Origin of the sequence: Psychrosphaera haliotis (assembly GCF_039523615.1) — a bacterium.
In the GTDB taxonomy this organism is placed as follows: Bacteria; Pseudomonadota; Gammaproteobacteria; order Enterobacterales; family Alteromonadaceae; genus Psychrosphaera; species Psychrosphaera haliotis.
Genome location: NZ_BAAAFQ010000001.1, coordinates 67,097 through 87,091, shown reverse-complemented (window position 1 = coordinate 87,091; position 19,995 = coordinate 67,097). Strand labels below are relative to the sequence as shown.

Here is a 19,995-nt window from a genome sequence, read left to right as displayed (position 1 = left end):
CTGTTTAAACTAGGCAAAACTTTAACTGACTACTGGTCGGACATCAATAGTTTAATTTTGTTACATATCAATTCTGGTAAAGGTTTGCTAATTAATCAACAATATCAGAAGAATTTTAACTCATTTTGGGACACTTTATGTCTAATGAAATTTCTACCAATAAGAATTGGTTTTTCGATTTAATACGAGCTTGTTGGGGTGTTTTAAACTTTACCCGTAAGGCTGTACTAAATATTATTTTTATTTTCATCGCGATCGCGATATTTGCAGGCCTCTCTTCTAGTAACACCGAAAAGCCCATAATTTTTGCTGAAAATTCTATCCTTGAGTTAAAACTAGTTGGCGACATCGTTGAAGAAAAAGCGGTAGTTGACCCTTACGCTGAAGTCATGAATGATGCATTAGGCGGTGCCGACTCTCGAAAAGAGTTGTTACTAACAGATATTTTAAATGCAATCGATTTTGCCGCTAAAGATAACAAAATATCTATGCTAAAACTGGATTTACATAGCCTACAAAATGCAGGCTTGAGTAAATTACAGGAAATAGGTAATGCGCTACAACGTTTTAAAGAAACGAGCGGAAAACCCATAGTTGCATACGGTGACTTTTACACACAAGGTCAATACTATTTAGCAGCACATGCTGACACTGTGATTTTACACCCAATGGGCTCTATCATTCTGGATGGTTTTGGCCGTTATAATACTTATTATAAAAGTGCGCTAGACAAACTAGAAGTTAACTCTCACATCTTTCGTGTTGGCACATTCAAGTCAGCTATTGAACCTTATATTCGAGATGACATGTCTGCAGAGGCTAAAGAAGCAAATAATCAGTGGCTGAATGAACTATGGAGCATGTATAAAACGGATGTTGCTTCACAACGAAAATTAGAAAACACCCAATTTGACGAAAAACTATCTGCATTTTATGAAAAGTTTAAATCCGTTGACGGTGACTTTTCAGACCTAGCGTTAACAAATAACTGGATTGACATGGTAATGACGCATCAAGAGTTTAATGCGTATTTACAACAAGAAATGAATTCAGAAGACGTTAACTACATCACTCTGAACAAATACCTAGACTTTGTTGACCAATCGTATCCTATATTAGCTGCCAATAAAGTGGCTGTAGTTGTTGCTAGCGGCACCATTTATGATGGTAATGCAAAGCCTGGTGAAATAGGCGGACATTCAACAGCGAAGCTTTTACGAGACGCTAGACTTGATGACACTGTTAAAGCGATTGTACTCCGTGTTGATTCCCCAGGTGGCAGTGCATTTGCTTCTGAAATTATCAGAAATGAAATTGAAGCGATAAAAGAGTCAGGTAAACCTATCGTGACTTCTATGAGCTCACTGGCGGCGTCAGGCGGATATTGGATTGCAGCTTCAACTGATAAAATTTGGGCTTCTCCAAGTACGATTACCGGCTCTATAGGGATTTTTGGTATGTTCCTTACCTATGAAGAAACCCTTGCTAAACTTGGGGTGTATACAGACGGCGTCGGAACAACAGAATTAGCTGGTTTGTCAGCAGCTCGTAAGTTACCAAAAGGTATGGAAGATATTTTACAGCTCTCTGTAGAGAATGGTTATCGTCAATTCCTTAACCTAGTTGCTACAGAAAGGGACATGAGCATTAAAGAAGTTGATAATATTGCCCAAGGTCGTGTTTGGTCAGGCCAAACGGCTAAGGCTCTCGGCTTAGTTGATGAACTGGGCTTTTTTGATGATGCAATTAAAGGCGCTGCTGAACTAGCTAGTTTAGAAGACTATTCAGTGATCACGATTCAAGAGCCTGTGCTAGGCTTTGACAAGATAATTCAACAATTTTTAGGTATGGCTAAAGTGTATGTTCCATCATTGGCGATAGAAACAACAAGCCAACGTTTAAATCCATTCACATTGTTAGTAAATAAAATGTGGGACGATGCTACAGGCTGGATGAAGCTCAACGACCCTAAGCACATGTACATTTATTGTTTAGAGTGTGAAGCATTAACCCAATGATGCAGAAAAAGAAAATATACATCGCCTATACAGGTGGAACCATAGGTATGAAAAAGTCTCCGCAGGGTTATATTCCTGTGGAGGGTTACATTACCGACGTTGTTAATAGCCTACCTGAATTATTTCGCGACGAAATGCCTGAGTTTGTTATTAACGAGTACAGCCCTGTAATCGACTCAAGCAATATGTCTCCAAATGACTGGCAGGTTATTGCTAATGACATTGCAACAAACTATGACGAGTTTGACGGTTTTGTTGTATTGCATGGCACCGATACAATGGCTTATACCGCCTCGGCGCTGTCGTTTATGTTAGAGAACCTCAGCAAACCAGTCATAGTAACTGGTAGCCAAATACCCTTGTCAGAAATTCGCTCCGATGGCCAAACAAACTTATTAAATGCTCTTTATCTGGCTGCGAACTACCCTATTCCTGAAGTCAGTTTATTTTTTAACAATAAATTGCTCAGAGGTAACCGCTCAACTAAAGCAGACTCAACTGGTTTTAATGCATTTGATAGTCCTAACTTTGAACCTCTCGCGACGGCAGGCATTCAAATAAAAATTGAGGCAGGCGAAGTCGTTTCGCCTTCGAGTACTGAGCCTCTAAAAGTAGTGACGATTAGTGGTCAGCCTATCGGCGTAGTGACGCTTTACCCAGGCATTAGTCATACTGTAATTGCCAATGTGCTTGCACAACCGGTAAACGCACTTATTGTGCAAAGTTATGGCGTGGGTAATGCGCCTCAGGATAGTGCGCTTATTGCTGAACTTAGAAATGCTCATGAACGAGAAATATTGATAGTCAACCGTACTCAATGTTTCCGAGGTCAAGTAAACATGGATGGTTATGCGACTGGGCATGTATTAAAAGACGCAGGTGCCCTTTCAGCAGCAGACATGACGTTAGAAGCTTGCTTGACTAAATTGCACTACTTATTAAGCCAAGATTTATCTTATGATCAAAGACGCACTTTATTTATTGAAAACTTAAAGGGCGAACGAAGTTAATAAATTTTCGTACATAAGACTTTATTTATAATGATCAAAAAAGCCGATTTAAAATCGGCTTTTTTGCATTAACATGACCCTTCCTAAATAACGTTGACACTTATTTAGGACGGGTCACTAATCAGATTAGTTTACTCACTTTAAGAATACTTTTCTGATCCTGTTTACTAAATCAACATCCTCTTTAGAAACAGCACCGGCCGATAACCAGTCTTCTAATAACTCTTCTTGATTATACGTTACACCTGATTCTAACTTATCCGTCATCATCGACATTTGTACCGCTTTACGAGTGTTATTATCCCGCTCTGGACTTTCTATATCCGACATGATTTCTAGCTTAATTGTCGTCTCCAACCTATCGACCTTTGTATTTGCATTAAGGGCATTTGCCCATGACGTTTTTAATACAGAGTTATCAATAGTATTTCCATTTGCTAAATCTTCTAAGCCATCAAATAGTTGTTTGTATTGATTAACTCGATTCGCATCTCTAATCTCAAGTTCACTGTTAGATAATTTATCCAGTAACGCTTTTTGAGCTTTAGAAACCTTCTCAAAATCAGAACGTTCTAACTCTGAGCGTTCGATTCTTAGCGACTTAGCTTCTGCTTCTAGCTCTCTAAGAGCTTTATTGTTATCAATCGTTGTCAACTTATCTTGATAACCTTGAATCGCTTCCAACAACCCTTTGCGAAGCTCAGTAGACTTATCTCGAGACTCGTTTCTCGACGCACCTAAATCATCGAACACCGCATTATTTACTTTTCTAAAGTCTGTCCAAAGTTGATCATCCACTTTACGTCCTGCAAAACCTATAAGTTTCCAGTCGGCTTGAAGCTTTTTCAGATGATTCGCTTTGTCTGCTAACGTTTGTTCTGACTTTGCAATTTCAGTCGCTTTTTCTAAAAGAGTAGACTTTAAAGCGCGGTTATTTTTATGCTGTTCAGCAATTTTAGCTTTGATCAGTTTACTACTTTCACTAAAACGCTTATTTGTCTCAGCTACTTTAGACTTATCTATTAAGCCCGTATCAAACCATAACTTAGTCAGCTTGTTGTTCAGTTGCTCAACATCTTTCCAACTTGAAACGGCTTCACTTTGTAATTTCTGAGCTAACATTTCCAATTGCTCAATAATCAAAATCTTTGCTTGATAAGCCTTATCTCGTTCTGCTTCAAGCTCCGAGTAAAACGCTCGACAAACCTCAAAAGCTTTTTCAGAAGCAAGGTTAAATTGCTCATTAAGAGGATCGTCTTTTTCTAGACGACCTAATGATAACCAGTCACTTCGTAGCACCTTAACTCTGTGTGCCTGCTCAGATGGGTCAACCAATGGTTTGCTTGCTAGTTGCTCTATTTGAGTTAGCAACTCTTGACGTTTAGGCGCTGCAATTGACTGTTCAAGATCTTTTAATTTACCTACTTCAGCAGCGCTTTCTTGCCACGACTTTTCTATCTTTGACTGCTGGTAGTCATTCAGTTCTGCGTACCAAGACTCAAGTTTATAAAATAAACCAAACGCCTCTCTATACTTGCCGTCTGTTATTAATTGACTCAATTCACTTTGCTTACGTTTAAAAGATGAAAACTTTTTGTTTTGTTCTGTTTCCAACTTTTTCACGGCGCTCGTTAAATTTGAAACTAACTCTTTAAACTCTCTACGCTTTTCGCTGTTTAATAACGCTTTTGACTCTAACTCTGCCCACTGAGATCTAACAGATTTAAACTGCGGATTAAAATCATTCAGTGCCAATACAGAGTCTGGAGGTGTCATTTCTTGGAGCTGTTTAATTAACTCTTGAGCTTGATTTTGAGCTGCTTTGATTTTTGGTAAGTCGATTAAGTTTCTTTGCAGCTTTTCAACTCTAGTTGTTATTAGAGATTTACTCGCTTCATTAATTTCGGCTTGCTCTACGCGGTTAGAAATTTCTTCTAACGTTTGAGTCATACCAAGTTCAATTTCACCATCGTTCTCAACTAGATTGTTCAAGTTGCGTTCAAAGTTTTCTAAATCACTTGTGAGCTCTTCGGTCACACGTTTTTTTGATTCCTCTTTTTGACTACGCTCTTTAATATCTAAATAAGCTGACTCTAACGTCGACAGCTTTATTTTTAATGCTTCGTCTAGCTTCTGAAACTTACCAGTTAATTCCGTACTTATATGCGAGTCTAACTCTAAAACTAAAGGACTTAATTCATTCCAAGTTATTGTTAATTCGCTATATTGACTGGATATTTCTACAAAATCACTTTTGTCTTTTAAGGCATTTAACTGAGCTAAGGTTAACCGTGCTTTTTTATCAGCTTGTGAAAGCGCTTCAGCATGCTGTTGAATAACCGCTAATTTAGATTCCACTTCAGCAAGGTTAGTGCCCTTTAGTTTTTTCTGTAGCTTTTTCAGTACATTTGCATCATCTAACATTTGAATTGTTTTAAGCGATGTTTGATCTGATAAATGCCCAAGAATAAGCGCTTCGATAAACGACTCTTGTTTGTTTATTCTTTGTAGTGCAGCTTCTATTAATTCAGTGGTAGGTAGCTGATATTTTATATCGTTTATTAATTGGCTATTGCTGCACTCTTTAATGAAGTTTAATTTTTCAGAGTCACTGGCTAAGTCATTCGAATTTGACGTTAGCGCTTTCTTAATTTGATTTAACGCAAAGCGATTTACGTCTTCATCTGCTTCTTTTTTTGCAGCTTGCCAAAACAATGAAAAGTCGTTTAACTTTTCCAGCGCTGCTCTGCGAACAGTTTTGTCTGCGTCATTGAAGGCTAACTCATGAAGAATACTTTTTTGCTCTGAGTTTGACGTTTCCAACTCGCTAATTGAGCTAATTCGGTCACTGATTTTGTTGCTTTGCCATTTCTTCTTACTAAATAACTTTTTAAATATCATCTTGATCAAACCTTGCAATGTCCATATCGGAAAGAAAATCTTTTTTAAGCTCTCGTTTTGATTTCATAACCATTTCACCATTTGGTCCAACAGTAAAATGCTCGTCAGATTTAGCGACTTTACTTTGATAAGCCATTACCAACTGCAAAGAATCTTCTCTTTGTTTTTCTGTTAACTTTTGGCCATTTTGCCATTTTCCTGTTTCTACAGCATATTTTAAGTTTTCATAAACTTCTGGCGTTACCGCCGCTAACATTTGATCAAGGTTCATACCGTTCTCTACTACTTTTTAAGGCTTCGTTTTGCCCAAATAATTCTAAATCTATTAACAACATACCAAATAAAACCAACCAAAATACTGGCTTGAGCCGCAACAAACTGTGGTGAGGCTTTATCTTCAATGTTGTAATACGAAAAACAACCCGCTAAAAACAATAAGGTAGCTATAAACTGATGAGTTTGAAGAGATTGATTGTATTTAAGCGATTTAATTTTACTCAAACTGTGAATTTTTTCTTCCGTCAGGTTTGTCATGTCTAATTCGCAATGAGGACAAACTTTTTGTTTATCAGAAATTGACTTGCCACACTGTGGGCATTTCATAATAGCCATTTAACATTCCTTCTAACTAAACGTCTAATTAAAAACATCTTTATTAACGTTATCTTACATAAAACTTTAAGCTTTTAAACAAACAAAAGCACCTTAGTTCCCTAAGATGCTTTTATGGTCTATTTGATTATTGTTCAAATATAACGGTTGGCATTAACTATCTTTCTTATGCTCGTCGTTAAATTTAACCCAATAGTCATCTACTGTTTCTTTCATTTCTTTACGAAGTAAGAAAATACCTAACAAGTTAGGTAGCGTCATTACCACGATAGCTACGGCGGCCAAGTTCCAGATCAATGAAGTATCTGCAAATGAAGCCCAGAAGAAACCAGCAACATAAATAACACGATATGGCATTACTGAACGAGCACCTAACAAGTAGGTCATTGCACGATCACCGTAGTAAGACCAAGCAATTGCCGTTGAGAACGCAAATAGTAATAGACCAATGGTTACTATGTACTTACCAGATTCACCAAAGAACCCTCGGGTAAATGCCTCTGTGGTTAATGATGCTGAATGGATAAGTGAATTACCGCGAACGATAATCTCTTTATTTTTCAACAAACCATCAATAACATTTAGTTTACCGTTGTATACGTGTTCACCTGGTAAAAGGAACACAACATCTTCAGCAAACGAACGAGAGTTAAGAATTGTAAAACCACCACTAACGGCCTTACCTTCTTTAACCATAATTTCACCTTGGTACGGTTTTACATCCGAACCAATTTCATTTAGGTAAGCCGATACTGACGTTAAATCTGTTTCATTTTTTTGACTGTATTCGCCAGCCAAAATAAGCATATCTGAACGTTGGAAGTCATTTTCATGCTTCTCATGCCAAGCTCCCGACGACAGGATTACCATACCCGTTAATGTACAAATGATAATCGTATCGATAAATGGTTCTAAAATAGAAACCATACCTTCAGATACTGGCTCGTCAGCTTTAGCTGCAGCGTGCGCGATAGGCGCAGAACCTTGACCAGCTTCGTTAGAAAACAGTCCACGGTTAACGCCTTTAGTGAATGCGTAAGCAAATGCAGCACCAACAAAACCACCGGTAGCGGCAGAGCCGGTAAACGCATCTTGGAATACAGAGATAAATGATGGACCAAGGTTTTCTAAATTATAGAAAATTACGCTAAGCGCACCAATTACATATAGAGTAGCCATTACTGGTACAACACGAGACGTGATATAAGCAATACGTTTAATGCCACCTAGAATAACTAGTGCTAACAAAATAGCTAATACACCACCAGTTAACATGTGATCAAAACCAAATGAATCATTCATTGACTGAGCAATGTTATTGATTTGAGGCAAACTACCTGTACCAAATGAACTTACAACTGTAGCAATAGCGAATAAAACCGCTAACCACTTCATGTTTAAGCGACGATCCATGTAGTACATTGGGCCACCGGCCATCGTGCCATCTTCAGTTTTTACGCGGTATTTATGCGATAAGGTAACTTCAACAAACTTTGTTGTCATACCGAAGAAAGCCGTCATCCACATCCAGAATAAAGCTGCTGGGCCACCGATTGATAATGCTAGTGCAACACCACCGATGTTACCTGTACCTACCGTACCAGATAAAGCTGTAGACAAAGCTTGGAAATGGTTAGTATCACCTTCCGCACCTTTTTTGTCGTATTTTCCGGTCACTACTTTCCAAGCATGTTTGAAGTAGCGAATTTGTGGAAATTTAAGATAGATGGTGAAAAATATACCCACGCCTAACAGCACATATGGAAACCACGGTGAGCTTCCTAATATGCCATCAAGAAACAAGAGTAAATCGTTAAATGCGTTCACTGGTTATTCCTTTTTAAAGTTATATAAAATTATTATTTTTATTTATTGTTTTAATGGTTAAATCTTATCTTGAATACTTTTATAGCAAAAAAGGGCTAAATAGCCCTTCTTTTTTATCTTAACTGATCAATAACTGCGTAAACGGCCGTTAATGCGTCCGCGCCAAACTTCGCCGATCGTACATCATTCCAGCCATAAACAGCGTCAGGAGCATCGTTGTGATCTTTAAATGGCATTTCCACTGTGTAAGACAAACATTTGAACTGCTCTCCTACCCATGCCGCCCCTACTGTAGGGTTAGCTTCACCAGGCTTATCTTTTGAGTAACCATGTACATCTTGGAACTCTGGTGTTGCAGCTGCATACGCTGCTTTAAAGCTTTCTTCTAACATTTGATGACGAGCGTCATAGCTCTTAATGCCTTCACAACCCGCAACAAAGTTATATGGAATAGCCTCATCGCCGTGAATATCTAAAAATAGGTCAACACCTACTTCTTTCATCTTTTCAGTCACCAAATACACTTCAGGACTTTTATCCATGCTCGGCTCTAGCCACTCACGGTTTAAATTAGTTCCAACTGCGTTAGTTCGCAAATGACCACGAGCAGAGCCATCTGGGTTCATGTTTGGAACAACATAAAACACAGCTTTATCTAACAATAGTCTAGAAGTTGCGTCATCAGCATCAAACAATCTATCTAATAGCCCTTCAACATACCATTCAGCCATAGATTCGCCTGGATGTTGACGCGCCGTAATCCAAATAGATTTTTTACCCGGCTTCGGAACACCTATTTGCAGTAAAGACATGTCTCTACCGTCTAATGTCTCGCCTAAGGTAATAAGCTGAGTATCAGGGTTCAATTGAGATTGATGAATAAGGTCTAGGTGTCTTTCATAAGAGTAAGGAACAAAGTAGGCATAAAAGACATTGTCAAAGTCAGGAATGTGATTAATAACCAATTCACCATCTTTGTACTCTGAGTTCACTCTAAACCAAGTTTCACGGTCATAAGAAGCCATTGCTTGATAGTTTTCCCAGCCCTCTGGGTACGCTGCATCTTTTGCGTTAGTAATACGAAGGATGTGCTCTTCGCCGGCTGTCGTTTCTAATTTAAAGTGAAACCACTGATAAAAATCTGATTGATGATCTTTATTAATAGAAAGTTGGATATTTTTTGCATCTGAAATATCAACAACATTAATATTCCCGCTATCGAAGTTACTGGTTATTCTCATTCTTATTTGATCCGTGAACTGTAAAATCTAACCAAGGTTAACATATAAAAAGCGGCTCTAGCCACTATTTATAGTTTGGATCAATGATCTATGCTCATAAAGTAAGCGTTCTTACAGCCATACCGAGTTCAGAGGAATAACCCATAGATTTCGCATGTACTTTGCCCTCACCATCTAATACATAATAAGTGGGAAAACCTTGGATTTTGAAGTCTTTTGCAGTTGTATCGTTACCAAGTGCCGTAGTAAACGTAAGTGCTTTATCGGCAATAATTTGTTCAAGCTCATCTTTACTTTCATAACTTAAAGCTATGCTCACCACGTTGACTTTCTCATGATTGTCTTCATAAAAGCTCTGAAGGTTTGGCATGCTGACTTTGCAAACTGAACACCAAGGTGCCCAAAAAAATAGAATGGTTGGTTTACCTTCTAAATCATTGGTATTAATAGAGTTGCCGTTAATAGTTGAGAGTTGAAAAGCAGGCACTTGGCTGTCGGTGTCTAACAAAGGGATCTCTCTTATCCAACTAATCAGTTGAAATAACAAGAAAAAAGCCAGTGCCTGACCCGCAATATTTTTTAACATAAATCCCCATCTATTATTATTTGTGTTTATAACTACGGAATAAAAGACCCGTAGGAATAAAATTAAATTACAAAACTTGTCACACTTTTTTGATTGGCGTTGCCTTGGTATATGAATAGATAATAAAGGACAACATCATGTTAATAAAATCAATACTTACAAGTTTAGTTTTTAGTGCGGCCGTAAATGCTAATACAGCGATTAATACAAACGGTACCCAAAATACAAAGTTCACAGGAACCGAAGGAAATAACAGCTCTTACAGCAACAGCAATGACGCGCGAGATCTAGTGGACTCAAACAAATGTTTTAAAGCCTCAGTACAAGGCACTGGAAAGCCCGTTATTTTAATTCCTGGTTTTTCCAACGACAATAGAGTGTGGCTGGAACAAGAAAAAGCACTCAAGGAAGGGTACCAAGTACACTCATTATCACTGAGTGGTTTTGCTGGAACAGTCACTTGCAACTATAACGGAAAATATCTAAATGAAGTTACAGAACAGATATTAACTTACATTGAAAATAACCAGTTAAATGAGGTTAGTGTTATTGGCCATAGTATGGGAGGTTTAATTGCGATGAATGTAGCAATTCAACAACCAACTAATTTTAAGCATATTGTTGCCATTGATGGCCTGCCTTTTATAGGCCCAGTATATACTCGTTCAAATGCAACAACCGTTTCTGATATTTCTTATCAGGCAAATCAAATGCGAACAATGTATAAAAATGCGACGCCTGAACAAATAACGTTTATGACGCAGCAAGGGATGCAGTTTCAAACTAACGACAGTGCGGCTAAACAGCAGATATTAGAGATGGCAAAACAATCAAATAGCATCGTGCTTGGTGACGCAATTTACGATGTAATGACAACCGACTTACGCAAGCAATTGCATAAAATATCAGCATCGTTATTATTAATAGGAGCATCTGGTGGCTTTAACAGCGAACCGGAACATACATTTATTAGAAACTTATACAAAGAGCAATTAAGTGATAAAAAGGACGCTTCGCTTATTATGAATACAAACGCTAAGCACTTTATTATGTTTGACGATGGTGAATGGCTTACAGACCAGTTACTAAACACATTGGGGGCTGAATAATGTCTACAACAATATCTCACTTAGACATAAGCGAAAACGTTACATTAGCCCAGCAAGGCGAAATAAAGGCGTTTGAACGGCTGATCGATGCTTCACAAAATGCCATTACCAGTATTGCTTTATCGATAACGAAAGACTTAGACGCAAGCGAAGACGTCGCTCAGCAAACTTATATCAAAGCATGGAAGGATATTAATCAGCTTAAAAATGGTCAGAGCTTTTTACCTTGGATACGTCAGATTACCAGGTACACTGCATTAAATTACATAAAAACACAAAGTGCAGGTGTAACCTCCCCTTGCGCTGATTACGACAGCCTTTTAGCTACGCTATCAAATAATGACGTGCCAGCAGATGTTAGTTTGATCAAACAGCAGCAATCTGAACTGATAAGTCATTTGTTGGATCAACTTGAGGCGGAAACTCGTGAAATAGTGCTTCTATATTACAGGGAACAACAAAACAGCAACGCTGTCGCTCAATTGTTAGATATAAGCCCCGCTTTAGTTCGAAAAAAACTACAACGGGCAAGAGAGCAACTGAAACCTGAGATATTAAACACTTATGGCAACGTTATTTATAGCTCTACACCTGCTAGCTTAGTGGCGATTGTGTTAGCCGTTTTAGCTCCAACGGCCATGGGTGGTTTATCTGGTGCGAGTGCTACCGGTTTGAAGTTGGGAGTAAAATCTCCTGTTCTAATGGGTATAATCGGTCTTTTATTACCGCTATTACTAGCTTTGACCGCGAACCACCTATCAATGGCGATGGTCATTAAAAACGTCCATAACACAAATGCTAAAAACGCTCTCAGGCAACTTCGTAAGCAAACAACCTTTTGGATGATAGGTGCGGCCTCAGTAATGGCGGTAGGTTATATTTATACTTCAGGTTGGCTTATCGTTACTATCGGCTTTGTTTTATTCTGGTTGGGATTATATCGTTCAACTAAAGCGGTTCTTGTTGTAACAACAGAATTTGTTCAACCAAGAATAATCAACCTGGCTGGTTACACAATTAACTTAAGTCTCATTGGTTGTTATTTGGGGTTATTTGGTGGCCTTTTTGGTGGTGGGTTAGGTCTAATTTTGGGATTAATTAACGATGGGCGGTTTAATAGCTTACTGTAAATATTCTAAATTTTGATACAAAAAAGCCGAGCTCTAAGCTCGGCTTTTTTTTGACTAAATTGAATCGCTCTAAATGATATTTATTTAGGCAGCGTTGGGTATTCAATTCCTGCCATTTCTTGCATTACACGCACAACCTGACAGCTATAGCCAAACTCGTTATCATACCAAACGTATAGAACTGCTCTATCGCCATCTACGATCGTTGCTTGCGAGTCAACAACACCCGCGTAACGACTGCCAACTAAGTCAGTAGATACAATCTCAGTTGAACTTGTGAAGTCAATTTGGTCTTTTAAGTCAGAGTGAAGTGCAACATCTAGCAAGTAATCATTTAACTCTTCACGAGACGTGCTCTTGTCTAAGTTTAAATTCATAATCGCCATTGAAACGTTTGGTGTTGGTACGCGAATCGCGTTACCTGTTAACTTACCGTGTAATTCAGGCAGTGCTTTAGATACTGCTTTAGCAGCACCGGTAGATGTTAATACCATGTTTAATGCAGCTGAACGACCACGACGCTCCGCTTTATGGAAGTTATCAATTAAGTTTTGATCATTTGTATAAGAGTGAACCGTTTCAACGTGGCCATTCTTGATACCAAACTTGTCGTTCATCGCCTTAAGAACCGGTGTTATTGCGTTTGTTGTACAGCTAGCTGCACATACAATATTGTCTTCAGGTTTAATGTCTTTTTCATTAACGCCATAAACGATGTTTTTAATCTGACCGCCAGCTGGCGCGGTAAGAAGAACTTTTGAAGTGCCTTTAGATTTAAGGTGTAAACCAAGTCCGTCTTCATCTTTCCAGATACCTGTGTTATCAACGATTAACGCATCTTTAATACCGTAATCTGTGTAATCAATGCTATCTGGAGAGTTTGCATAGATAACTTGAATATAAGTACCATTTGCTTTAATTACGTTACTTTCATTGTCAACGGTAATGCTGCCATTAAATGGACCATGAACAGAGTCCCGACGTAATAAACTTGCACGCTTTTCTAAATCACCATCTTTACCGCCACGCACAACAATTGCACGAAGTCTCAAGTTAGCATTTGGACCGTTTCTCTCAATAAGCAATCTTGCTAATAAACGACCAATACGACCAAAGCCGTATAAAACAACATCTTGAGGCTCAATACCTTCGCCATCAATAATGCTTGCTAGTTCTTGTTTAAGGTAATCTTCTTTTGATAAACCTTCACCAGATGACTTGTAAAGATTACGGAAAGCAAGCTTACCTAAATCTATTTTTGCTGGTTTAAGGTTCATTTTTGAAATGATTTCTAAAAACTCAAAACTTTCACGAAGGCGTAATTTCTGGCCTTCATATTTAGTTACAGTTTTATGTGCTTTGATAATTTCGATAGTAGACGCAGAAACTAAAGGACGACCATAGATACAGATTTCTATACCGTGGTTGCGGTAAAGGCTACCAATAATAGGTTGCATGCGGTCTGCATAGTCTTGTCTTTCTAACCAACTTTGTTGGTACTGCTGTTCTGGAGTTAGTGTCATTACGTCTACCTTTAGCTTAATAGAATTAAAACGCGATTGAATCCTGTTCAATCAAAACTGGCGGCATTGTAAATGAAAGAAATGAAAGTTTAAATGTAATATTACAAAAAGACTTTCATTTTTATAAAATGGATTGTTAATTTTAATTTACGAAGGCCCACTTTTAAGTCAGTAAACACCTCAAAACAGGCTTAAAAGCTATGAGGATTGAAATACTTGTGGAATTAACTTGGTGAAAATGAAAGCGCAACAGAATTAACACAGTAACGCTTACCAGTTTGCGTTGGTCCATCGTCAAAAACGTGACCAATATGCCCATCACAATTAGCACAAACAATTTCCGTGCGTGTCATGCCATGGCTATTATCTTTTATATAGGCAATTGTGCCCTCTTCACACTCATCAAACGATGGCCAACCACAATGAGACTCGAACTTTTGAGATGAATAAAAGAGTTTCTGATCACAGCACACGCAACTGTATACCCCGGCACGAGTTTCCTCTATGAGTTCCCCCGTAAATGGACGTTCTGTACCTTTTAACCTGGTAACTTGATATTGCTCTGGTGTTAGCTCCGCTTGCCATTGCGCGTCAGTTTTAGTTACTTTGCTCATTTTTGATGAACCTCTCTTTAAGTTAAATCTCAAATCCAGTTGCTTCTTTTTTATGCCCATACATAGAGTCAAAACCCGGAATACTAGACTCCCAATCTGGAATGTTGCTACCAATTAGCTCTTTGATTGTATCTATAAACAAACGTGTCTTAACAGGTGAGTCACGGTGTGGATAAACCGCATATAGCGCACCAAAGTCCAATAGCGTTAAGTCGGTCATAACGGGTATAAGCGCACCACTTATCACCTCATTCTCTAACATTTGCGCTGATACCACCGCAAACATATTTCCAGACTCGGCGGTTCTTACCAACATTTCTACATCATTTACTCTATACGCAGCGTTTAATTTAATAGATTCTTCTAAGCCTAGCTCATTTATTACATTCACTCTATCCACTTCAAAACCGGATGATGAATATATGGCACAAGGGAGTGTCTTCAAATCTTGTATTGTTTCAGGTCTTTTATAGCGCTTAAAAAAGCTTTCCGACGCTACAATTGCTAATCGATTTCGGGCTAATTTCCTAGCGATCAAACTGGAATCTTTAGGCTCACCAAATCGGAAACCTATATCGTATCCTTCACCTACAATATCAACCAGCCGATCTTCTAGTCTTAGCTCTACATCTATTTGCGGAAAACGTCGTTGAAACTCTATAACCGCATTTTGTACATAACGGCGCCCAAAATGTGTAGAGCTAGTAATTTTTAAGCGACCTTGTGGTTCCGAGTGATAATTTTGTGCCCTTCGTTTAGTTTCATTTAACAATTCACGAAGCAACTTTGCTTGCTGAACAATCTCTGTTCCTGCCGCTGTTAGCGATAATGACCGAGTGGTTCGGTTCAATACCCTCACTCCAAGCTCTTGCTCAAGCTTAGCAATTTGCTTAGAAATCACAGACCTATCAACATGCCGATGTTCCGACGCTTTGGCAAAAGTGCCTAATTCAGCAACATCTAATAAAAGTAATAACTTGCTAGCTAAGTCCATTTTTTCACCATTGGTGCATTAAAGGCATTAATAAAGTGCTAATTCGAGCATTTTTAGAATGTAAATACAAGACTATAATTGGCCATAACTTAGGAGAATATTATGAACACATCGTTTAAACTTGGAATCATTAGTCTAGCACTTGCAACAGTAATTGGTTGCTCAGAAGCTGGTCCTGCACAAGCAAATTCAGCGCCACCGCCACCAGCTATTGACGTAGCAACAATTTCTTCTATGGAATTTACAGACTGGCATACTTTCACAACTCGCACCGTTGCACCTGAACAGGTTCAATTGACTCCTCGAGTTACTGGCATTATTGAAACCGTCAAATTTACTGAAGGCTCATATGTAAACAAAGGAGACGTTTTGTTTTCTTTGGACAAAAGAGCATACGATGCTGAAGTTAAAAACTTAGAAGCTCAACTTAGTCGAAGTAAAGCAGCTTTACGCCAAGCTAAAAGTGAATATGACCGTGGTGTTTCTTTATCAGATTCAAAAGCAATATCGGTTGAACAGCTAGAAGCAAGGCGCGCTATTTTTGATCAAAGAACCGCTGACGTTGATTCAATTGCTTCATCTATTAATATTGCAAAATTAAACGTTGATTTCAGCGATATAAAAGCACCTATCGCGGGTAAAGTATCACTTGCCTTCCATACGGCTGGTAACACAGTTAGAGCAACGGAAACAGTATTAACAACAATAGTTGCAACAGATACCATTGAAACCTACTTTGAAATTGATGAACGTACGTGGAATACAAAATTTGCATCTATTGATTCGTTAATTGGCCTACCTGTAAGACTAGAGCTAACTGGCGCAGCAAACGCTATTTTCGGTAAAATTAACTTTATCGACAATGCGATTAATCCAAGCACAGGTACTATTAAAGTTCGAGCAGAGTTCGATAATAAAGATGGGAAACTACTTCCGGGTTCATTCGCTCGTGTAAGCATCGCACCTACGGACTTCTCACAGCAAATCATTGTTCCAGAACGAGCAATTGGTACAGACTTAAAAAACAAGTTTATTTTAGTGGTAAATAAAGACAACCAATTAACTTATCGCCCTATTAAAGTAGGTAAACGAATTGGTAGCTTTAGAATTGTCACTGAAGGCCTAGAAGTTGGTGAAAAGATTGCAGCAAATGGCCCTGCTAAAGTAGGTCCTGGTATGCCAATCACTCCTCGTGACGTCTCTATCGAATTACCTAAAAACCTTTTAGTTAGTGACTTCTTATCTCACTTAAACAACACGTCTAGTGTAATGGGCGCGAAATAATATGAAATTTTCACACTTTTTTATAAGCCGGCCAATCTTTGCGGTCATGCTTTCTCTTATAATATTTATTGCTGGTGCAATTTCGTTAATGCAGTTGCCAGTCAGTGAGTACCCAGAAGTCGTACCGCCAACCGTTGTTGTTAATGCGAGTTACCCAGGTGCAAACCCTAAAGTAATCGCTGAAACAGTTGCAACGCCGTTAGAACAACAAATTAACGGTGTTGAGAATATGCTTTATATGTTCTCACAAGCAACGAGTGATGGGCGTCTTTCATTAACGGTAACTTTTGCTTTAGGGACTGATTTAGACAAAGCACAACAACAGGTTCAAAGCAGAGTAAATAGCGCTGTACCTAGATTGCCTGAAGAAGTTCAAAGACTTGGTGTTATTGCAGAAAAGTCTTCGCCAGACTTGGCAATGGTTGTTCACTTATATTCTCCGGAACGTACTCACGACATTAGTTATTTATCAAACTATGCTGACATTTTTGTAAAAGACCAAATTACTCGCTTAGACTCTGTAGGCGATGTACGTGTATTTGGTGGCGGCCAATATGCACTTAGAATTTGGTTAAACCCGGAACAATTAGCTGAGCAAAAGCTAACGGCTACTGACGTTGTTAATGCAGTGCGATCTCAAAATAGACAAGTCGCAGCTGGTACATTAGGTGCTCAACCGACGTCATCTGACACACAGTTCCAAATTTTACTTAATGTAAAAGGACGCATGGGCAGTGTTGAAGAGTTTAATGACATTGTCATTCGCGTAGGTGATAACGGTGCTGTTACGCGCTTAAAAGACGTTGGTCGTATTGAGTTAGGCCAAAACACTTATTCATTACGCGCTATGCTAGACAGCCAACCAGCTGTTGCATTACCTATTTTCCAACGTCCAGGCTCTAATGCAATCGATCTATCCGATAGCGTGCGTTCAGTAATGAAAGACTTGTCTACTCGATTCCCTCAAGGCGTTGAATATGACATTGTTTACGACCCTACTGTATTCGTTCGTGGCTCGATTGACGCCGTTATAGCTACTTTGTTTGAAGCAATATTACTAGTTGTTATTGTCGTTATTCTGTTCTTACAAACTTGGCGAGCGTCTATTATTCCGCTTATCGCGGTACCTGTTTCATTAGTTGGTACTTTTGCAGCCATGCAATGGTTAGGCGTTTCAATCAACACTTTGTCGCTATTTGGTTTAGTTTTAGCCATTGGTATTGTTGTAGATGATGCGATAGTTGTTGTAGAAAATGTAGAGCGAAACATTGGTGACGGCTTAACGCCATTTGAAGCAACAAAAAAAGCCATGACGGAAGTTACCGGCCCTATAATCGCGATTGCTTTGGTTTTATGTGCGGTATTTATTCCAACTGCATTTATTACAGGCTTAACAGGTCAGTTTTATAAGCAGTTTGCGTTAACAATTACTATTTCTACATTAATCTCAGCGTTCAACTCGTTAACCTTGTCCCCTGCACTATCGGCATTATTATTAAAGCCACATGGCGCAAAACCAGACTGGTTAACTCGCGCTTTAGATAAAACCTTTGGGAAATGGTTATTTGCGCCGTTCAACCGTATGTTTGATAAAGCGTCTAACGGCTATGTAACATTAGTTAAAAAGTTAATTCGATATGCAACAATTGTCATTGTTTTATACATTGGTTTATTGGGTTTAACAGGAAAAGTATTTACCTCTATTCCTGGCGGTTTTATTCCAGCTCAAGACAAACAATACTTAGTAGCGATGGCACAGTTACCTGATGCAGCAAGTTTAGACCGCACGGAAGAAGTGGTTAAAGAAATGGAATCTATCGCTTTAGCTACTCCGGGTGTTGCACATACGGTTTCGTTTCCAGGTCTATCGGTTAATGGTTTCTCTAATAGTTCAAATAGTGCCATTGTTTTTGTTACGTTAGATCACTTCGAAAACAGAACTACTCCTAACCTGTCAGCTATGGCAATTGCTGGACAGCTAAATGGCGCGTTCTATGGAATTGACGAGGCTTTTGTCGCTATATTCCCGCCACCGCCAATACTAGGTTTAGGTACCACTGGTGGTTTTAAGCTTCAAATTGAAGACAGAGCAAACTTAGGTTACGAGGCGTTATTTAATAACCTTCAAACTGTAATTCAAGCGGCTTACAAAGAGCCTGCATTAACGGGAATTTACTCAACGTTTAGAATTCAAGTTCCACAGATGGATATTGAAATAGACCGAGAGCAAGCACTGTTGCAAGGCATTCCGTTAAGTGATGTATTTGATGCGCTACAGATTTACTTAGGCTCTGTTTATGTAAATGATTTCAACTTGTTTGGCCGAACGTACCAAGTTAATGCACAAGCTGACGCTGAGTTTAGAGCCGACCCTGAACAAATTCTGCAGTACAAAGTACGTAATGCAAAAGGTAATATGATCCCGCTTGGAAGTATCTTAACCGTTACACCAACGACGGGCCCAGACCGAGTAATGCACTACAATGGCTACCCTTCTGCTGAAGTAAATGGTTCGCCTGCTCCTGGCTACTCTTCTGCTCAAGCTCAAGCTGCGATTGAAAGAGTACTGGCTGCAAACTTACCGGATGGCATGGCATATGAGTGGACGGAAGTAACTTATCAGCAAATTTTAGCTGGTAATACTATGGTATACGTATTCCCATTAGTCGTTTTGCTGGTATTCATGGTACTTGCATCACAATACGAAAGCCTTCGTCTACCACTTGCGATTATTTTGATAGTTCCTATGACCATTTTATCTGCATTGATTGGCGTTTGGCTTGTCTCTGGCGATAACAACATCTTTACTCAGATAGCACTTATTGTTTTAGTCGCCCTCGCCTGCAAAAATGCCATATTAATGGTTGAATTTGCAAAAGAGAAAGCCGATGCAGGGGCTTCTACTTTTGATGCCATCATAGATGCTTGTAGATTGCGTTTGCGTCCTATATTAATGACGTCGATTGCTTTCACAGCGGGTGTAATACCTCTAGTTCTTGCTTCCGGTGCCGGCGCAGAAATGCGTGAGACTATGGGTATTGCCGTGTTCTCTGGCATGATAGGTGTTACTGTATTTGGTTTGTTGTTTACTCCAGTTTTTTATATGCTGGTGAGTAAAAAAGCAAAGAATGAATCAGAGCAGTAAC

General features: G+C 38.9%; 15 protein-coding genes. 6 read left to right on the top strand and 9 right to left on the bottom strand.

The features are described 5' to 3' along the window. Nucleotides 1–137 precede the first annotated feature (137 nt). Together sppA and ansA are read left to right on the top strand one after the other, a co-directional pair. Nucleotides 138–2,018 carry a signal peptide peptidase SppA gene (gene sppA / locus ABD009_RS00360; protein WP_343821916.1) on the top strand — a complete coding sequence of 627 codons (1,881 nt, stop codon included), beginning with the start codon at nt 138–140 and terminating at the stop codon, nt 2,016–2,018. Further along, entirely contained in the window at nt 2,018–3,028 is a 1,011-nt protein-coding gene (ansA, locus tag ABD009_RS00355; protein ID WP_343822430.1) for an asparaginase, read from the top strand. Before sppA ends, ansA begins: the two co-directional genes overlap by 1 nt. Nucleotides 3,029–3,163: 135 nt before the next feature. Here ansA and ABD009_RS00350 read toward each other — a convergent pair whose 3' ends face one another. From ABD009_RS00350 to ABD009_RS00325, 6 genes are all read right to left on the bottom strand, one after another. Then, complete coding sequence (locus ABD009_RS00350; protein WP_343821913.1) at nt 3,164–5,929, bottom strand: DUF349 domain-containing protein; 2,766 nt, start codon at nt 5,927–5,929, stop codon at nt 3,164–3,166. Continuing rightward, the gene (locus ABD009_RS00345; RefSeq protein ID WP_155693485.1) at nt 5,919–6,200 is read right to left on the bottom strand and encodes a YeaC family protein; all 282 of its coding nucleotides are present in this window, start codon (nt 6,198–6,200) and stop codon (nt 5,919–5,921) included. Before ABD009_RS00345 ends, ABD009_RS00350 begins: the two co-directional genes overlap by 11 nt. Before the next feature lie 11 nt (nt 6,201–6,211). Beyond that, the gene (locus ABD009_RS00340; RefSeq protein ID WP_343821908.1) at nt 6,212–6,541 is read right to left on the bottom strand and encodes a zinc ribbon domain-containing protein; all 330 of its coding nucleotides are present in this window, start codon (nt 6,539–6,541) and stop codon (nt 6,212–6,214) included. Nucleotides 6,542–6,694: 153 nt separating this feature from the next. Continuing rightward, nucleotides 6,695–8,368, bottom strand: a complete 1,674-nt coding sequence (locus ABD009_RS00335; protein ID WP_343821906.1) for an alanine/glycine:cation symporter family protein — start codon at nt 8,366–8,368, stop codon at nt 6,695–6,697. A gap of 113 nt (nt 8,369–8,481) precedes the next feature. Next, a complete protein-coding gene (locus ABD009_RS00330) occupies nt 8,482–9,609 on the bottom strand; it encodes a M14 family metallopeptidase (protein WP_343821903.1) in 1,128 nt (375 codons plus the stop codon). A 94-nt stretch (nt 9,610–9,703) separates the two neighbouring features. Next, the gene (locus tag ABD009_RS00325; RefSeq protein WP_343821900.1) at nt 9,704–10,195 is read right to left on the bottom strand and encodes a TlpA family protein disulfide reductase; all 492 of its coding nucleotides are present in this window, start codon (nt 10,193–10,195) and stop codon (nt 9,704–9,706) included. A gap of 137 nt (nt 10,196–10,332) precedes the next feature. Here ABD009_RS00325 and ABD009_RS00320 point away from each other — a divergent pair, with 137 nt between their 5' ends. Further along, nucleotides 10,333–11,304 (top strand): alpha/beta fold hydrolase, encoded by a 972-nt coding sequence (locus tag ABD009_RS00320; RefSeq protein WP_343821897.1) that lies wholly within the window; start codon nt 10,333–10,335, stop codon nt 11,302–11,304. Continuing rightward, on the top strand, nt 11,304–12,434 hold the full coding sequence (locus ABD009_RS00315) for an RNA polymerase sigma factor (RefSeq protein ID WP_343821894.1): 1,131 nt from the start codon (nt 11,304–11,306) through the stop codon (nt 12,432–12,434). Before ABD009_RS00320 ends, ABD009_RS00315 begins: the two co-directional genes overlap by 1 nt. Before the next feature lie 80 nt (nt 12,435–12,514). Here ABD009_RS00315 and ABD009_RS00310 read toward each other — a convergent pair whose 3' ends face one another. The 3 genes from ABD009_RS00310 to ABD009_RS00300 all read right to left on the bottom strand — a co-directional run bounded on the left by ABD009_RS00310 (nt 12,515) and on the right by ABD009_RS00300 (nt 15,565). Beyond that, nucleotides 12,515–13,957, bottom strand: a complete 1,443-nt coding sequence (locus ABD009_RS00310) for a glyceraldehyde-3-phosphate dehydrogenase (RefSeq protein ID WP_343821891.1) — start codon at nt 13,955–13,957, stop codon at nt 12,515–12,517. 224 nt (nt 13,958–14,181) lie between these two features. Further along, complete coding sequence (gene msrB, locus ABD009_RS00305; RefSeq protein WP_343821888.1) at nt 14,182–14,571, bottom strand: peptide-methionine (R)-S-oxide reductase MsrB; 390 nt, start codon at nt 14,569–14,571, stop codon at nt 14,182–14,184. 22 nt (nt 14,572–14,593) lie between these two features. Beyond that, a complete protein-coding gene (locus tag ABD009_RS00300; RefSeq protein WP_343821885.1) occupies nt 14,594–15,565 on the bottom strand; it encodes a LysR family transcriptional regulator in 972 nt (323 codons plus the stop codon). 102 nt (nt 15,566–15,667) lie between these two features. On the opposite strand from ABD009_RS00300, the gene ABD009_RS00295 reads away from it, so the two are divergent. Both ABD009_RS00295 and ABD009_RS00290 read left to right on the top strand, forming a co-directional pair. After that, nucleotides 15,668–16,849 carry an efflux RND transporter periplasmic adaptor subunit gene (locus ABD009_RS00295; RefSeq protein ID WP_343821882.1) on the top strand — a complete coding sequence of 394 codons (1,182 nt, stop codon included), beginning with the start codon at nt 15,668–15,670 and terminating at the stop codon, nt 16,847–16,849. A 1-nt stretch (nt 16,850) separates the two neighbouring features. Further along, nucleotides 16,851–19,994 (top strand): efflux RND transporter permease subunit, encoded by a 3,144-nt coding sequence (locus ABD009_RS00290; RefSeq protein ID WP_343821881.1) that lies wholly within the window; start codon nt 16,851–16,853, stop codon nt 19,992–19,994. Nucleotide 19,995 lies beyond the last annotated feature (1 nt).

Coding starts and splice junctions, on each gene's coding strand:
- sppA (WP_343821916.1), top strand. CDS start 138: ATGTCTAATGAAATTTCTACCAATAAGAATTGGTTTTTCGATTTAATA.
- ansA (WP_343822430.1), top strand. CDS start 2,018: ATGCAGAAAAAGAAAATATACATCGCCTATACAGGTGGAACCATAGGT.
- ABD009_RS00350 (WP_343821913.1), bottom strand. CDS start 5,929: ATGATATTTAAAAAGTTATTTAGTAAGAAGAAATGGCAAAGCAACAAA.
- ABD009_RS00345 (WP_155693485.1), bottom strand. CDS start 6,200: ATGAACCTTGATCAAATGTTAGCGGCGGTAACGCCAGAAGTTTATGAA.
- ABD009_RS00340 (WP_343821908.1), bottom strand. CDS start 6,541: ATGGCTATTATGAAATGCCCACAGTGTGGCAAGTCAATTTCTGATAAA.
- ABD009_RS00330 (WP_343821903.1), bottom strand. CDS start 9,609: ATGAGAATAACCAGTAACTTCGATAGCGGGAATATTAATGTTGTTGAT.
- ABD009_RS00325 (WP_343821900.1), bottom strand. CDS start 10,195: ATGTTAAAAAATATTGCGGGTCAGGCACTGGCTTTTTTCTTGTTATTT.
- ABD009_RS00320 (WP_343821897.1), top strand. CDS start 10,333: ATGTTAATAAAATCAATACTTACAAGTTTAGTTTTTAGTGCGGCCGTA.
- ABD009_RS00315 (WP_343821894.1), top strand. CDS start 11,304: ATGTCTACAACAATATCTCACTTAGACATAAGCGAAAACGTTACATTA.
- ABD009_RS00310 (WP_343821891.1), bottom strand. CDS start 13,957: ATGACACTAACTCCAGAACAGCAGTACCAACAAAGTTGGTTAGAAAGA.
- msrB (WP_343821888.1), bottom strand. CDS start 14,571: ATGAGCAAAGTAACTAAAACTGACGCGCAATGGCAAGCGGAGCTAACA.
- ABD009_RS00300 (WP_343821885.1), bottom strand. CDS start 15,565: ATGGACTTAGCTAGCAAGTTATTACTTTTATTAGATGTTGCTGAATTA.
- ABD009_RS00295 (WP_343821882.1), top strand. CDS start 15,668: ATGAACACATCGTTTAAACTTGGAATCATTAGTCTAGCACTTGCAACA.
- ABD009_RS00290 (WP_343821881.1), top strand. CDS start 16,851: ATGAAATTTTCACACTTTTTTATAAGCCGGCCAATCTTTGCGGTCATG.